General features: G+C 60.4%; 15 protein-coding genes. 8 read left to right on the forward strand and 7 right to left on the reverse strand.

Going from position 1 to position 14,160, the window contains the following annotated elements; genetic code table 11:
* Positions 1-10: 10 nt before the first annotated feature.
* Positions 11-991 carry a sterol desaturase family protein gene (locus tag ACZ5Y5_RS14565; RefSeq protein WP_464811217.1) on the reverse strand — a complete coding sequence of 327 codons (981 nt, stop codon included), beginning with the start codon at positions 989-991 and terminating at the stop codon, positions 11-13.
* Between the two features lie 478 nt (positions 992-1,469).
* Here ACZ5Y5_RS14565 and ACZ5Y5_RS14570 point away from each other — a divergent pair, with 478 nt between their 5' ends.
* Positions 1,470-2,123: a TetR/AcrR family transcriptional regulator gene (locus tag ACZ5Y5_RS14570; protein WP_464811218.1), complete on the forward strand. Its 654-nt coding sequence runs from the start codon at positions 1,470-1,472 to the stop codon at positions 2,121-2,123.
* Positions 2,124-2,187: 64 nt separating this feature from the next.
* Here ACZ5Y5_RS14570 and ACZ5Y5_RS14575 read toward each other — a convergent pair whose 3' ends face one another.
* The gene (locus ACZ5Y5_RS14575; RefSeq protein WP_464811219.1) at positions 2,188-2,982 is read right to left on the reverse strand and encodes an SDR family NAD(P)-dependent oxidoreductase; all 795 of its coding nucleotides are present in this window, start codon (positions 2,980-2,982) and stop codon (positions 2,188-2,190) included.
* A 488-nt stretch (positions 2,983-3,470) separates the two neighbouring features.
* Between ACZ5Y5_RS14575 and ACZ5Y5_RS14580 the strand changes: the two genes are divergently transcribed.
* From ACZ5Y5_RS14580 to ACZ5Y5_RS14590, 3 genes are read left to right on the forward strand one after another with little or no spacing between them, the layout of a single operon-like run.
* Positions 3,471-4,313 carry an SDR family NAD(P)-dependent oxidoreductase gene (locus ACZ5Y5_RS14580; protein ID WP_464811220.1) on the forward strand — a complete coding sequence of 281 codons (843 nt, stop codon included), beginning with the start codon at positions 3,471-3,473 and terminating at the stop codon, positions 4,311-4,313.
* A gap of 28 nt (positions 4,314-4,341) precedes the next feature.
* The gene (locus tag ACZ5Y5_RS14585; RefSeq protein WP_464811221.1) at positions 4,342-4,731 is read left to right on the forward strand and encodes a VOC family protein; all 390 of its coding nucleotides are present in this window, start codon (positions 4,342-4,344) and stop codon (positions 4,729-4,731) included.
* A 35-nt stretch (positions 4,732-4,766) separates the two neighbouring features.
* Complete coding sequence (locus ACZ5Y5_RS14590; RefSeq protein WP_464811222.1) at positions 4,767-6,362, forward strand: flavin-containing monooxygenase; 1,596 nt, start codon at positions 4,767-4,769, stop codon at positions 6,360-6,362.
* A gap of 99 nt (positions 6,363-6,461) precedes the next feature.
* Here ACZ5Y5_RS14590 and ACZ5Y5_RS14595 read toward each other — a convergent pair whose 3' ends face one another.
* The 5 genes from ACZ5Y5_RS14595 to ACZ5Y5_RS14615 all read right to left on the reverse strand — a co-directional run bounded on the left by ACZ5Y5_RS14595 (position 6,462) and on the right by ACZ5Y5_RS14615 (position 10,885).
* Positions 6,462-7,592 carry a hypothetical protein gene (locus ACZ5Y5_RS14595; RefSeq protein ID WP_464811223.1) on the reverse strand — a complete coding sequence of 377 codons (1,131 nt, stop codon included), beginning with the start codon at positions 7,590-7,592 and terminating at the stop codon, positions 6,462-6,464.
* Positions 7,593-7,736: 144 nt separating this feature from the next.
* Positions 7,737-8,486, reverse strand: a complete 750-nt coding sequence (locus tag ACZ5Y5_RS14600; protein WP_464811224.1) for a TorF family putative porin — start codon at positions 8,484-8,486, stop codon at positions 7,737-7,739.
* On the reverse strand, positions 8,443-9,660 hold the full coding sequence (locus ACZ5Y5_RS14605; protein WP_464811225.1) for a S8 family peptidase: 1,218 nt from the start codon (positions 9,658-9,660) through the stop codon (positions 8,443-8,445). Before ACZ5Y5_RS14605 ends, ACZ5Y5_RS14600 begins: the two co-directional genes overlap by 44 nt.
* Positions 9,657-10,280 carry an anti-sigma factor family protein gene (locus ACZ5Y5_RS14610; protein WP_464811226.1) on the reverse strand — a complete coding sequence of 208 codons (624 nt, stop codon included), beginning with the start codon at positions 10,278-10,280 and terminating at the stop codon, positions 9,657-9,659. The genes ACZ5Y5_RS14605 and ACZ5Y5_RS14610 overlap by 4 nt, the downstream gene beginning before the upstream one ends.
* Before the next feature lie 5 nt (positions 10,281-10,285).
* Positions 10,286-10,885 (reverse strand): RNA polymerase sigma factor, encoded by a 600-nt coding sequence (locus ACZ5Y5_RS14615; RefSeq protein ID WP_464811227.1) that lies wholly within the window; start codon positions 10,883-10,885, stop codon positions 10,286-10,288.
* 135 nt (positions 10,886-11,020) lie between these two features.
* Between ACZ5Y5_RS14615 and ACZ5Y5_RS14620 the strand changes: the two genes are divergently transcribed.
* From ACZ5Y5_RS14620 to ACZ5Y5_RS14635, 4 genes are read left to right on the forward strand one after another with little or no spacing between them, the layout of a single operon-like run.
* A complete protein-coding gene (locus ACZ5Y5_RS14620) occupies positions 11,021-11,428 on the forward strand; it encodes a cupredoxin domain-containing protein (protein ID WP_464811228.1) in 408 nt (135 codons plus the stop codon).
* Positions 11,425-12,168, forward strand: coding sequence for a ferritin-like domain-containing protein (locus tag ACZ5Y5_RS14625; protein WP_464811229.1), 744 nt, complete (start codon positions 11,425-11,427; stop codon positions 12,166-12,168). The genes ACZ5Y5_RS14620 and ACZ5Y5_RS14625 overlap by 4 nt, the downstream gene beginning before the upstream one ends.
* On the forward strand, positions 12,168-13,937 hold the full coding sequence (locus ACZ5Y5_RS14630) for a carbamoyltransferase family protein (RefSeq protein ID WP_464811230.1): 1,770 nt from the start codon (positions 12,168-12,170) through the stop codon (positions 13,935-13,937). Before ACZ5Y5_RS14625 ends, ACZ5Y5_RS14630 begins: the two co-directional genes overlap by 1 nt.
* A complete protein-coding gene (locus tag ACZ5Y5_RS14635) occupies positions 13,934-14,146 on the forward strand; it encodes a DUF5989 family protein (RefSeq protein WP_464811231.1) in 213 nt (70 codons plus the stop codon). Before ACZ5Y5_RS14630 ends, ACZ5Y5_RS14635 begins: the two co-directional genes overlap by 4 nt.
* The last annotated feature ends 14 nt before the right edge of the window (positions 14,147-14,160 follow it).

Raw genomic sequence — 14,160 nt, forward strand, 5'->3', positions numbered from 1 at the left:
GACCGCGCCGTTATTCGGCGGGCACCGCCAAAGGTCGGCCGTAGTGTTCCTTGATCGTCTTCCAGCCTTCGGTGAAAGGATAGGTCATCTGTTCGCGGATCGACATGCGCCGCCCGCCCTCCATGCCAAGCAGTTCCGCTTCGCCATCAAGGCAGGTCCCGAACATACGATCGATGAAGATATATGTGTTGGAATAATTGCTGCGCGTCGCTTCGAAATCCTGCGAGTGATGCAGGCTGTGATGCTCGGTGGTGTTGAACAGGAAGCGCCACCAGCGAGGGGTGTTGAACCGAACATTGATGTGCTGATAGGTGCCGATCGCCAGACCGATGGTGCCGGCAAGCAGGGCGGCCCTTGGCAGGAAGTCGAAGAACCCGCCGATGCCGAGCCCGATCAGGAAAAGCTCCAGTGGGTTGCCCACCGCGCCTTTGTTGATGTTCAGCTGGGTGATGTAATGATGCACCGAATGGGGCAGCCAGAGCGGATACCAGTTGTGCATGCCCCGATGCATCCAATATTGCCCGAAGTCGAAGATGAAGGAAATCAGGAACGCCTGCACCAGCAGCGGCAGGCCCGTGAACCACGCCAGCTTGTCCCAATCGAAACTGTGCTGGACCGCCTCGATCGCGGCATCGCTGCCGATATAATGTTCGACAAGGTTCAGGATGGTGTAGCCCAGCCCGACATAGAACAGATCGGTGACCAGCTCCTTCCAGGTCAGGCGCCAGCTCTCATAGCGCGGGCTTACCCATTCGAGCGCCAGCAGCAGCATCTTGAAGCCGATGCCGATGCCGATCGCGGTGGATGCCTTGGCGATGGAGTTCGGGGCGTAATACCAAAAGGCGATGAGCGCGAACAAAGCCGCGGGCTGGAACCAGGTGAAGATGAACTGCTTGAGCGGTCCACCTTCCACCCGGCCTATATTTTCCCACCCGATAATGACCGGCGCCTGTGCGCCTATCACTCTTTTGCCTACGCGAACGCCGTCCATATGCTGTCCCCGAAATGCTGCCTCGTCCCTGCAGGCGTGCCAGCCACGCCAGGCAACGAAAATGATGTTCGCAGGTCATCGAACTCATGTCATTTCAGCATCGGGAAGACGCACCCAACGCGCCAGATGCGATTAAGGTATATGCCCCATAGATGCTGCCTATGCCTCCCGGTGAATGGCGATAGCGCGGGTTGGGAGATAATATCGGCACGTTTAAGCCACTTGCTAGCCAACCATTCCGACTTGACGGTGGAGCCCGTCAGCGTGCTAGTGCTAAGGGCCCAGCCTTCTTGAACGTCACGTCTTGTCTCGTGATGACGCGAGCATGGAAGGTGATCGCCTGATCGAGTTTGGGAACATCCCTACCGTTTGCCGTCGGACGTCCAGGCTTCGAAATCGGGATCGCAAGTCCTCTCGAGTCATCTTCAATTTGGCCTCAAGAGATTACAACATTGATGTATATTCTGGTCGCATTTTCGTGGATGACAAACCGGTGAAATCTGCCGAATGGAGGGGGATGACGGAGACAGCAACGCGCAGAGGCCGACCCACCGCCGAGGACGCTCGCCAGAAGCAGGAAAATATTCTCGCCGTAGCCCGCGAAATGTTCAGTGATCTTGGCTATCGCGCCGTCACGATGCGTGATGTCGCCGATCGAGCGCGCGTGTCCACGCGAACACTCTACAATCGTTATGCCGACAAGGTCAGCCTGTTCAGCGCGTGCATCAACTTCCATGCGACAGTCTTCCCTCAGTTAGAGCTGCAAACTGGCCAGGATTTGGAAGGCACATTAGGGCATTATGCCGCGGAAATTGTTCGGGCGTTGTCTGAGGGAGCGGCACTGCGCATCGGCACGCTTGTTTTCCGGGAGGGTAGCGAAGTGCCCGAGCTTGTTCAGGCGGCCGATGCCAACCAGAATCGGTATCTGATCCAGCCGCTAGCCAAATTCCTGCGCGGCTGTGGACTGGAGAAGCCGGGATCGGTCGCCATGGCCAGGCTGTTCATCGCAATGGCGCTCGCAGAATGGCAGAGATCTGTTGTCTTTGGACACCCGCTACCTGCAGAACAAGAAATTGCCCTTCATTCTCGACGGGTTGCAGCGGTTTTTCTCAAAGGGGCCGCCACTCCCTAATCTATGGGCGTGGTCGAGGGCGCCGCCGACCGTCAACGGCGCACGCCCTCCCCGGGCTACAATGTCAATCGCCCAGATCAGGGGTCCAGGCGACGCCGTTGATGTGTGAGCCGCCGCCGACATGCAGCGTATTGCCTGTCAGATAGCGCGCATCCTCACTGGCCAGGAACAAGGCCACGCCGCCAATGTCCTTTTCGGGATCGCCCAGGCGCCCCATGGGGTTCGCGGCTTCGGCAGCGGCGGCGAGTTCGGGCTGCATTTGCTTGAACGTCAGGAACCCCGCGGTGGCAGCGCCGGGGCAGATGATATTGGCGCAAATACCGTAGGGCGCCCATTCGCGCGCCGCGCTGCGGGTATAGGCGCGCAGGGCCTCCTTCCCGACATTATAGTCGGCTGTCCCCATGTGGGCGTTCACGCCGTTCAGCGAACACATATTGATGATGCGTCCCCAATGGCGTTCCTTCATATGCGGGAACGCTGCTTCCATCGACCACTTCCCCGCATAGAGGGAGATGGCGATGCTCTGGTCGAACTCCGCGTCGGACTTCTTTTCGATGCGGCTGATCTGACCGCCCGCATAGGCATTGTTCACCAATATATCGATCGATCCCAATTGATCGACGCACGCCGCAACAGCGGCGTTGATCTCATCGCGCTTCGTGACATCGCAGTGGAAAAATTCGGCGCGCGCGCCAAGTGCCCGTAATTCTTCGGCGGTCACCTGGCCCTTTTCTTCGTTGAAATCGACGACAAGCACCGCTCCGCCTGCCTTGGCGAAACGCAGCGCCATGCCGCGCCCGATGCCCTCTGCAGCGCCGGTGACCATTGCGGTGCGTCCCGCGAGTAGTCCTTCAGTCATTTACTTGCTCTCCATTTGATGTTGCTGATTAATGTAATTTGCCACCCCCTCTCAGGGCACGTGCGGCCGCCTCCGCGCTCGTCGATGGCTGCTTGTCCAGTCACGGAAGAAAACAAGGGCCAAATCGGCGGTGGCTTTTCCTCCTGCTCGACCGAACGCACCGCTCAAGCCCCGAGATATTTGACCATCGTTTCCATTTAATTCTTGACAGAGGTGGCTCATATATACACCAAAGATGTAATTTGTAAATCAGCCGCAGCGCCTATGCCCACCAGTTTTTGGAACCGGGCTATGGCCGTCGTTGAGTTCCTTGCCTGTGCGTCCGCGAAATGCGTCGCAGGCGGACTTTCAGGCGCTGCTGGAGAGGAAGGCGCAAGACGCTGAAATGGTGGAGATATGGCGAATATGTTGAACCGTAATGATGGCCACTCCATGGCGGGGGCCGGAGCATGGGCCCTGCAATGCTCTAAACTATGGCGCCCAGTTCCATGAGCAAGGCACAGAAAGTAGCGCTCGTAACAGGCGCCACCCGCGGCATTGGTCGGGCGATCGCCGAAGCGTTGGGCAAGGCTGGCTTTGCAGTGATCGTAACCGGACGCACCATGTCCGCTGGGGAGGGACGGCATGATGGCATGGGTGTTCCCGTGCCAGGCAGTGTCGAGGAAACGGTCGCGCGCATATCCGCGGAAGGTGGCACTGCCTGTGGCTTGCGGCTCGATCTACTGGATAGAGCCTCGATCGATGCTGCCTTGGCAGCGGCAGTGGAAAGGTTCGGCAGATTGGACGTGCTGGTCAATAACGGCATCTACCAGGGACCGGCGGTGCGGCAGAAAATAGCCGAAATCTCGATAGAGGAGGCCGAGCGAAGCGTCCAGGGCAACTTCCTGAACCAGTTCTACCTGAGCCAAAAGGCCCTATGCATCATGCTAGGGCAGGGTGGCGGACGGATGTTGTTCATGTCCGCCCTGTCCTCTGTGCAACCTACGAGCGGCAGCAGTGGTCTTTTCTATAATGCGCCAAAGGCAGCGTTGAACAAGATTCCCGATTATATCAATTTCGAACATGGCAAGGACGGTATCTCGGCGTTTCTGATCGAGCCGCAGTTCACGATGACGGATACGCTCCGCGCGCTTCTTGGCGATAACGCCGAGAAGGTGGGGTTTGGGTTAGTGCCGCATGATCCGAGCGAGACGGCAAGCACGGTCGTCTGGTTGGCCGGCCATCCAGATGCGCCGGCCTATGCCGGGCCGAATATCATCAACGCTCCTGAATTCTTCCGTGAACATGATATCGATCCGGAAAGCTGGCCGGCCGTATCGCCTGGCTCGTGAATTCCACCCATTGCAATGGAGATAAATCATGACCGCAACTGCATTTGCCTACGCGAAAGTCGTCGTCGGCGACAGCGATGCGCTTAAGCCCTTTTACACGGATGCACTGGGGCTCACCGCGGTAACAAGGATAGAGGAAGGTGAAGGCGACCATGCCTTTGTTGAGCATTTCTTCTCGACAGGCGCAGGCGCACCTCCCCAGGTCGTGCTGATCAGCTACAAAAATCGACCTGCGCCAGCGGCCGGGGAGTCAATTGTGGCGCTGATGGTGGATGATGTCGATAAGACATTGCAAGCGATCGAAGCGGCGGGTGGCCGCACGACCATCCCCGCCTTCGACATTCCCGAGCACAAGATGCGGATGGCATATGCCGTGGATCCCGAGGGACATAGCATCGAGTTGATGAAAACAGGCTGACGATATTCAGCGGCCTCATTCGAAGCGTGGAAATCATGAAGAAAACCGAATATTTTGACATCGTCATTATCGGCGCCGGCTTTTCGGGCCTTTATGCGTTGCACAGGTTCCGCAACCATAATGTGATCTGTTTCGAAGCAGGCGCTGGAGTCGGCGGTACTTGGTACTGGAACCGCTATCCAGGGGCACGAGTCGATATTCCGAGCATGGAATATTCCTACAGTTTCGACGAGAAGCTGCAGCAGGAATGGCGCTGGCCGGAGATGTTCTCCGCCCAGCCCGAACTGGAACGCTATGTCAATCATGTCGCCGACCGCTTCGGGCTTCGCGAAAAGATCCGGCTTTCCAATGCCGTGGAACGCATGCGCTTCGACGAGGAGGCGAACCGCTGGCATGTTTACACGGCCCAAGGCGACCATGTCATATGCAAATATGTTGTTGCTGCCACGGGCGCGCTTTCCGTGCCCAATGCTCCGCCATGGCCAGGCCGGGCGCGCTTCAAGGGAGAAATCCTGCATACGGCGGCATGGCCCAATGACGGCATCGATCTCACCGGCAAGCGTGTAGGGCAGATCGGAACCGGATCCACCGGGATACAGCTTGCTCCCCTCATCGCTGAGCAGGCCGAGCATCTCCATGTCTTCCAGCGTACGCCCGCTTTCAGCATGCCGTCGGGTAATCGCCCGATGGACCCGGAGCACGAGCGGGAGTGGAAAGAAAATTATACCCAGCGCCGCGAGAAGATGCTGCAGACGCCAGGGGTTTCCTTGCTCGAACTCTCCGATGTTCCATGCAGCGCCTATACGGATGACGAACGCCAGGAATTGCTGGAAGGAGCCTGGACATCGCAGAGCGCGTTCCAGCTTCTGCTGACCTTCAGCGACGTCATGACCAATAAGGACTCCAATCAGGTCGTAGCGGATTTCGTACGTCAAAAGATCCGCAAGATAGTCAAGAATCCCGAAACGGCGGAATTGCTCTGTCCCAAGGATTATCCGCTCGGGGCCAAGCGCTTGTGCATCGATAATGGCTATTTCGAGACGTTCAATCGTCCGAACGTTACGCTCGTGGATGTGAAATCCGCTCCCATCATCGAATTTACCGAGGCAGGTCTGCGCACCGCCGAAGCGGAATATGAACTCGACGTCATCGTCACCGCGACGGGTTTCGACGCAATTACGGGCGCGATGACGCAGATCGACATCGAAGGCGTTAGCGGCCGCAAGCTTACGGACAAATGGGCCGATGGGCCTACCGCTTGGCTGGGCCTGATGGTGGCCGGCTTTCCCAATCTCCTGATGATACATGGACCTCTTACGCCAGGCGCGCAGGCGCAAATGCTCATGGTCGGTGAATGGCAGGTCAACTTCGTAGCCGACATCATCGAGTCGCTGGAGCGAGATGGCTATTCACGGATCGAAACGTCGGAAGAGGCGGAGGGCTGGTGGGCCGAAGAAGTGGACATGGTCTCGCAGCATACGCTGCATCGGCTCGCGAATTCTTGGTACAACGCCAAGAATATTGAGGGTAAAAAGGGCGGCTTTATGATCTATGTAGGGGGCTTCCCACGCTTTGCCCGCCTGAGCAAAGAGGCGATCCAGGACGGATTTAGAGGCTTCATTCGATCCTGATCGCACCGCGGAATTCTCACTGCCGCGCCCAGACGGGTGGGGCAGGCTCACCTTCAAATAGTTCGCTCCTGACTTATCCCGTATTTTTGTAAATGCAGACTAAGGCTGGCGGTGAGTTGTGATGAGTGGAAAGGTGAGTCTGTTCTTAAGCCGTATCCAGACTGCTTGAGCCATCACCGCATGGGCCAGAGCGTCGGGATGAAGATTCGGATGCAAGCGCCAATGCTGATCGAGAGGGACGATCAGGTTCGGAATCCCGGCGCCGTCGAAGATCGCCTTCCGAAGCGCCTTCTCCCTTGATTGTTCGGGCTGGAAAACAGGAACAAGTATCAGCGGTTCGGCGCCTCTCGCCCGAACCAATGCCACATCGCGCAGCAGGATCTGGCGGTCGGCAGCCACTGCTTCTTCAATCGCGGTCGGGCTGCGATATGGGAAGAGGACACGTCCCAGACGGCTGAGATACCAGGATCGCTCCGCCGGATGCCATTGGCCTGCGCGGTCGATCCAGGGTCTGTTGCGATCAAGATCGCGGACCAGCAGAGTGGGGCCAAACAGGATAATAACTGCAATCGGGCGGTTGAATTTCGGCAGTTCGCTTTTCAGCCAAAGATATGTCTGTCCCGCCGAATAGGCGGTGACCGCCAGGTTGGCGCTGTGGATAGCGCTTAATGCTTGAATCCGGCCAGCAAGTGTTTCTTGCCAGTCGAGCCCCTTGCCAAACATGATCGATTCCCCGGCAAACAGGACGGAAGGAGCAGTCCTGTCCAGGGTGCTGATCCTGGGCGGGACACGGTAGCCATGACTGTCGATCACATAGAGGGGCCTGGACGGAAATTCTGGATCGATGACTCTGCGCGATGGAACATAGCTCCAGCCAAGTCGCGGATCGATCCGGCGCAGAGGTTCGTCGCGGAAATTCCAGCTGTTGCCCCTGCGGCCGGAGAAGATCTGCATGCCAACCTCGCTGGCGGGAAGCGCGAGCGATATTGCGACACCTATGATGAGGGCATGCAGAGCCGCTTTGCCGCATTTGGCCGCGCTGCGTCCCGGGCGCGGGATGATGAGGAGCAGTAACAATAGGCCAGCCAGCGCCATGATAAGCCGCTCGGCCTGGACGATGGTCATCAGCCAGTCGCTGCGCACCAGAATGTCGGGCAACAAGTGATTTTCGGCCCAATCGTGGGTCATGCGTGCGGCGAAAACCAAGAAGAAAAGCGCGATAGCGCCCACCAGCAGAAGCGCAGCCATATGCCGCTTTTTTGGGCCCGCTTCTGGCAGGGCGCGGGACGAAAGGAAAAGCTGCGGAGAAGGGTCGAGCATAAGGGCTACCGGACAGACGGGCATGTTCTTTGTGCCGGGGAAAGCCCGTCAGGTTCAAAAGTCTAGCCCCAGAGCTGCGACCAGCACATTTCCGTCGCGTTCCGGCGTGCCGTAAGGTCGCTCACTCTCCGTGTGGCCGATCCAGGAAGCGTCCAGGCTAAAGCGGCCGATCTGGCGGCGCAGGCCAACCCGCCAGTCAGTTATGGTGTCAGCACCATAATGCGGACGATCATGCAGATAGGTTAAGCGCCCGGCATGAACCAGGAGGGCCCATTCGCGGCTGAGGTCCAGATTGCCGTTCACTTCAGCATAAAATGTCGGTTCCTTGCGACGAAAATAGCCGGGAGAAAGGAAGATGCGGGCTGACAGGTTTCGGCCCGTCACGCCGACATAGGCTTCGGTATAGCTGCCCCCGCCCGCTATGCCGGAATATTCCGTATAGCCGCTATGAATGATGCCAAGGTCAATGGCGGCTGAGGGTGAAATGCGGCGGACAATGCCCGCATATTGGCTGAGGGACAGAGGCTGGAGGCCCCCGCCGCGCGTGGTGGCGAGGGCCGCCGATCCGCCAAGATAAACGCCGCTGTCGCTGTCATGCAGCAGTTGCAGTTCGGCGACGGGGCGGTGTTGGCTAACCGGTCGCCCGCGCAACCGCGCTTCGCTGGACAGGGTGACGCTGCCGCTCAATTGTGCTGCGGCGGGATGCAACGGACCTATGGCGGCGACGAGGAGATATAGGGGCAGCAGGGCGTTACGAACGCTAGTTTCGGCTGGCGGCCACCTGAGGTGAGGGGCAGGCTCCATCACATCCTATCGTTCTTCCCCCTACCGTGGCGAGAGCATCGATCATGCCGCCGGACATGACAAGGGCCGGCGTTCCCGCTTTGCGCCCCCGTGCCTGACGGGCGAGGGCGACGAGGCCGCTGACCTGCGCCGCCGCATAGGATGCGCCATCGACCAGCGCCCATTTTCCGCCTGGTAGAGGCGCCGGAATTCCCCGCGAGGGTGCGGTATAGACGCTGCGCTCTGTTGCGTGCAGACGCGCGCCCGTAACCGGGATGACCCCCGGGTGGGACGCGGGGAAGCCTCCATCGGACTGATGCGAGTCATAGGCTGCGACTACCGATGTGCCGCGCGCCATAGCTACGTCAAGGAGCGTGCCGAGCAGCCGGTCGGGCGGACCGCCGAGGCTGAGATTGATGATCGCCGCGTGCTGCTCAATCGCCTGATGCAGCGCCTTGGCGAGGCTGAGGCTGTCGCATGACGCCGCGGCGCTTGCAGGGCCCGTCTGCCAGCAGGCGCGCAGCCCAAGCAGCCGTCCGCCGGGCGCTATCCCGGCGATGCCGATCCGGTTGTCGGCCTTCGCCGCGATGATACCGGCGACAGCTGTGCCATGGCGCTCGACAGCGAAGGGTCTGCCGCTGACGAGGTTGAGATTGGCCCGGAGCTGCCCCGCAAGATCGGGATGACGCGCGTCGATGCCGCTGTCGATAACGGCGATAGTGACGCCCCGGCCTGTTGCCAGCCGATGCAGCCTGTCGAGTTGCCAAAGAGATTTGGCAGGTTGAAGCGGATAGAGGGCGTCGTCGTGCCCGGGCTTGGCTGTCAGCGTCTGATAATCGTGGATCGGCTGTGACCATTCGACCCGCCGGTCGCTCGCAACCTCTTGTGCAGCCGTTGATGCCGATATTCCGGGCGGCAGGCGCATGACAAAGCAGTCGAGATGAAGGACAGGCATGGGCCAGTCGGTCACCAGCGCCAGATGATGATCGCGCGCAATACGGCTTGCCTGTCGCTTTAGCTGGCTTCGACCTGCATCATAGCCTCCGTCATAGCCCCCGCCCGGCTGGAAATGCCGGGGCGGGACGCGCAACATGACTAATATCTGCTCGCCACCGGGCTCCTCTGCGGGCCGCGAGGCACTTGGAAGGCCCAGCAGCAGGAGCGCGGCAAGCAAGCGGAGGAGGGGCTCCGTCATCGGATGACCGCTCGGTCGATGGGCTGCGCGACAAGAACGCTCGAATGCGCACGTAGCGCCTCCAAAGCGGCACTGCGCTGAACAGGATTGACGAAGAGCATATAGGCTCCGGCGTCGGTAGGGCCGCCAACCAGCCGCGCACCCGTCTGGCTGAGCGCCTGGCGAAACTCTTGTTCTGTCGTTTCCGGACGGAAAAGGACGATCAGATTGCCAGGCGCTGGCTGGGTTGGGGCTGCCAGCGCCCGATAGGACGCGGGCGGGGCGGCCGGACGGAAGAGGAGCGCTGAGGTCAGCACCGCAAGCTGCACACTAGCGAAGGCGGTGATCGCGACCGGCCAGTTCAATGAGAAGCTCCGGTGTCTGGATGGCTGAAGAGGCCGATGAGGAGCAAGGCGTCGCTGCAGCTTTTCCCATCCCAGGTGAGCGTTTATCGGTAAGCCGCTTACCGCAGCTTTCAACCGACGCTCCTGTTCCAAGAGTATCCGGCAGTCGAGACAGTCAGCCAGGTGCTCGTCGATAAGTGCGGCGTCTGCCGAGTCGATCTGCCCGCTGGCATACCAGGGGATCAGCAGCTCGACACTCCGATGGGGGCCGTCGCGAAGTGAGATGATCTCAGCCATTCGCCCTAGATCCAGTCGTCAAGTTGGCCGGCAAGTTCACGCCGCAGGTGCCGCCGGGCATGGAACATCCGCGTCTTCACCGTATCCACGGGGCAGTTCATGATCTGCGCGATCTCGCGATAGCCGATCTCGTGGAAATAGGTGAGATCGACCACCGCCCGCTGCTCTGGCGACAGGCTGGCGAGCGCGTGAATCAGGGCGTCGTGCACCCGATGGTCCCCCGCAGATTGTTCGGGTGAACGGTCGGTGCTGATCCGCGCCTCTTCCAGAAAATCTTCGATCGGTTCATCCTGTTTGCGCTGCGCCTTCATCGCCTTGCGCCAAGCGATGGTGAAGAGCCAAGTGGCCAGCTTGCTGCGACCCGAAAAGCTGTCTGGTCGGTCCCACAGCACCATCATCGTATCGTCCAGCACCTCCTCCACCAGTTGTGGCCGGTGTATGATGTTCATCAGGAAGCGCGCGAGACGAGGTTGATAGGATCGGTAAAGCGCCTCGAACGCCTTGAGGTCGCGGTGACGCACCCTGGCCGCAAGGCGCAAATCCTCCTCATCGCGCGAACGCGTCCTGGCGGCTTCGCCGCGGGCCGTGGGATCGAGGGCCTGCAAGGGCGACTCCCTTCGCACCGTCCGCTTATGAGTGTGCGCCCTACCTCGCGCCGGTTCAAAATATTTTCTGACGCGGTGAACCGGGCGGCAGGCCCCGGCCACTTATTTTCATCCAAAAGCGATGGAGGCATCATCATGTCTCGTTTGCGGCTGCTCGCGATATTGATCGCGCTCGCCATCCCCTCATCTATCGGGGCGCAATCGACAGCGGACATGTGGGGAATGGCGCGCCCACTGACGCTCAAATTGTCCAGCTTCAAGTTCGAACCTTCAGAGATCGTCCTGCAGCATGGGGTTCCTTATGAACTGCATCTGGTGAACACATCGTCCGGCGGGCACGACTTCGCCGCCAAGGACTTTTTCGCCCGCGCCCAGATCAGGCCGCAGGATATGGCGAAGATCAGGAATGGTGGGGTTGAGGTGGGCGGCGGCGAAAGCGTCGAGTTGCGCCTGATTGCGCCTGCGCCGGGCAGCTACAAGCTGCGCTGCACACATTTCATGCACGGCGCCTTCGGCATGAAGGGGCGGATCATCGTGCAATGAGTCAGATCAATGGTCACAGCTGGCGGACGCCGATCGACCGGCTGGTCTGGGCCGATCCCCGCCGCCGCGCGCGCAAGCTGCTGCAATTTGCGGAAGTGGAGGCCCAAGGCGCACGCGACCTGTTCCGGGCTGCGGAACTGGCGGAAGATCCGATGCTGCGGCGGCGCTTCTTCGCCCACGCCAGGGATGAGGTGCGCCATGCCGGACTGTTCCGCACGCGGGGGCTGGCGCTGAGGTGCACCCTTTCCGATCCGGGGCCGGACTATGTTCTGGGCGACGCGCTGGTCCCCGGCGAGCGTGGGTTCGACCGGCTCGACATCGAAAATGAAAGCATATCTGGGTTGCTGGCGTTCATCCACCTGTCCGAAAGCGCAGCGGCGCGTGCCTTCGCAGGCTATGGTGCAGTGTTGGACCATGACCCTGAAACCCGCGCCGTGATTGACCGGATCGCGCGAGATGAGGAGGGGCATATGCGTTATTCGCATGCGGAACTGGACCGCCTGGCTCCCGAAAAAGCTTGGCGAGCCTTGTGGGCCGCGCGGCTGCGCCGTTTGTGGCGCGCCTATCTACGTTTTGCTCTCATCCTTGCGGACATGATTTCGCACATCATCCTGCTGCTCTTCTATTTCCTAGTGATGGCGCCTTTTGCCTGGATGGCGAGGCGGGCTGAGGAACACGGGAAGACCGGCTGGTACGCTTGCGAAGACGAGACACGCGGAGGCAGAGGAGGGCAATATTGATGAAGATACTTGGGCTCTCCGCCTTTTATCACGATAGCGCCGCCGCATTGCTGATCGACGGCCTCCCCGTCGCGGCCGTGCAGGAGGAGCGGCTGTCGCGGCACAAAAATGACGCCGGCTTCCCCATGCGGGCCATTGAATGGTGCCTCGACAAGGCTGGGCTGGAGCCTGAACAACTGGACGCCGTCATCTTCTACGAAAAGCCGGCGTTGAAGTTCGACCGGGTGCTGATGACGCTCCTCCGCAGCTATCCGCACAGTTGGCGTATCTTTCCCAAGGCGATGAAGAACATGGTCGGGGAAAAGCTATGGGTGCGCGGCATCATAGCGGCGCAACTCGGTATCCCCGCACGCAAGGTGATGTTCACCCAGCATCATCTGTCGCATGCCGCCGCCGCTTTCCTGACCGCGCCCACAGAGGCGGCGGCCATCATGACGGCGGATGGCGTGGGAGAGTGGGCGACCATGACGGTAGGCCGCGGCCGCAAGGAGCCCGGTGGCGCGGCGGAGATCAAGCTGCTGCGCGAAGTGCGCTTCCCCCATTCGCTGGGGCTTTTCTATTCCGCCTTCACCGCCTGGCTGGGGTTCAAGGTGAATGAAGGCGAATATAAGGTGATGGGCCTTGCCGCCTATGGCGTTCCCCGCTGGGCAGACGAGGTGAGGGGCATATTGCAGCGGACGCCCGACGGCGCATTTAGCCTCAATCTGGATTATTTCGATTATCATCGCGCGGTTGATTCCGCTTATTCGCGCCGTTTCATCGATCTTTTTGGGCCTCCTCGCGACCAGTTTGAGCCGATCGACCTCGGCATGCCGCAGGGTCAGCACTATGCCGATGTCGCCGCGAGTGCGCAGCTGGTGCTGGAGGAGGTGATGGTCAATATAGCGGCTGCGCTCCGCAAGGAGACCGGGCTTGCCGATCTCTGCCTTGGCGGCGGTGTGGCGCTGAACGGAGTGGCCAATTGCCGGATCTTGCAGGAAGCCGGGTTTGAACGGCTTTTCGTACCTCCTGCCCCTGGGGACGCAGGGTGCGCCTTGGGCGCGGCGCTCTACGCCGACCGCATCCATTTTGAGCAGCCGCACCGCGATTGCCCGGATCATCCTTTCTGGGGACCGGCAGTTAAGCCAGAGAGCCTCGCCCGCCTCGCCTCAGAGGATGGGCTGTCGTTCAGCCGGGTAAGCGAGGGTGCGTTGATCGGCCATGTGGCCGATGCCCTGAGCGAGGGCGCAATCGTCGGCTGGATGGAGGGGGCGGCTGAGTTTGGGCCGCGCGCTTTGGGTCATCGCAGCATATTGGCCGATCCGGCCGATGTGGCGATGCGCGACAGGCTAAACCGCGACATCAAGTTCCGCGAAGATTTCCGGCCCTTCGCTCCCGTCGTACCGGCGGAAGACGCGGAGCGATTCTTCGACCTGCCACCTGGAGGGGCGCGGCTCGGCCGACTCATGTCCGGTGTGTTCCCTGTGCGGCCCGAATGGCGCGACAGGTTACAGGCAGTCACCCATGTCGATGGCACCGCCCGAGTGCAGGTGCTGGAACAGCCAATGGCGCCGCGGCTTCATGCCCTGCTCGCAGCCTATGGGCGGCGGCGGGGCGTTCCGGTGCTGCTCAATACATCCTTCAACCTGGCTGGCGATCCGATCGTAACCAGCGCAGCGGAAGGATATTCGACCTTCCGCCGGACAGGCATGGACCTGCTGGTTGCAGAAACAATCATCGCCCGGCGCGAACACGTCCAGCAAGAGCGACAGATGGAGGCGATCGCATGATCCGGCGGAAAGGACGCCTGCGGCGTCAGCTCATCATCGCCGGCAGCGCATCCGGCACGATCGCGGATCTGGTTCGGGGCCTGTGGCGTTCGCCGGGCGGCCGCCGCTGGACGATCCCGCTGGTAGTTTTTCTCTGCTCCGTAGGCGTTATCCTGACGCTTGCCGCAGGTGTCGAAGCCCTCGCCCCCTTCGTCTATTCGATATTCTAGCGATGGACCCGCGT

This window comes from Sphingobium sp. TomTYG65, assembly GCF_055395525.1.

What these genes read in the sequence shown, in the direction of transcription:
- ACZ5Y5_RS14565 (WP_464811217.1), bottom strand. Translation starts at nt 991, where the DNA reads ATGGACGGCGTTCGCGTAGGCAAAAGAGTGATAGGCGCACAGGCGCCG.
- ACZ5Y5_RS14575 (WP_464811219.1), bottom strand. Translation starts at nt 2,982, where the DNA reads ATGACTGAAGGACTACTCGCGGGACGCACCGCAATGGTCACCGGCGCT.
- ACZ5Y5_RS14580 (WP_464811220.1), top strand. Translation starts at nt 3,471, where the DNA reads ATGAGCAAGGCACAGAAAGTAGCGCTCGTAACAGGCGCCACCCGCGGC.
- ACZ5Y5_RS14585 (WP_464811221.1), top strand. Translation starts at nt 4,342, where the DNA reads ATGACCGCAACTGCATTTGCCTACGCGAAAGTCGTCGTCGGCGACAGC.
- ACZ5Y5_RS14590 (WP_464811222.1), top strand. Translation starts at nt 4,767, where the DNA reads ATGAAGAAAACCGAATATTTTGACATCGTCATTATCGGCGCCGGCTTT.
- ACZ5Y5_RS14600 (WP_464811224.1), bottom strand. Translation starts at nt 8,486, where the DNA reads ATGGAGCCTGCCCCTCACCTCAGGTGGCCGCCAGCCGAAACTAGCGTT.
- ACZ5Y5_RS14605 (WP_464811225.1), bottom strand. Translation starts at nt 9,660, where the DNA reads ATGACGGAGCCCCTCCTCCGCTTGCTTGCCGCGCTCCTGCTGCTGGGC.
- ACZ5Y5_RS14610 (WP_464811226.1), bottom strand. Translation starts at nt 10,280, where the DNA reads ATGGCTGAGATCATCTCACTTCGCGACGGCCCCCATCGGAGTGTCGAG.
- ACZ5Y5_RS14620 (WP_464811228.1), top strand. Translation starts at nt 11,021, where the DNA reads ATGTCTCGTTTGCGGCTGCTCGCGATATTGATCGCGCTCGCCATCCCC.
- ACZ5Y5_RS14625 (WP_464811229.1), top strand. Translation starts at nt 11,425, where the DNA reads ATGAGTCAGATCAATGGTCACAGCTGGCGGACGCCGATCGACCGGCTG.
- ACZ5Y5_RS14630 (WP_464811230.1), top strand. Translation starts at nt 12,168, where the DNA reads ATGAAGATACTTGGGCTCTCCGCCTTTTATCACGATAGCGCCGCCGCA.
- ACZ5Y5_RS14635 (WP_464811231.1), top strand. Translation starts at nt 13,934, where the DNA reads ATGATCCGGCGGAAAGGACGCCTGCGGCGTCAGCTCATCATCGCCGGC.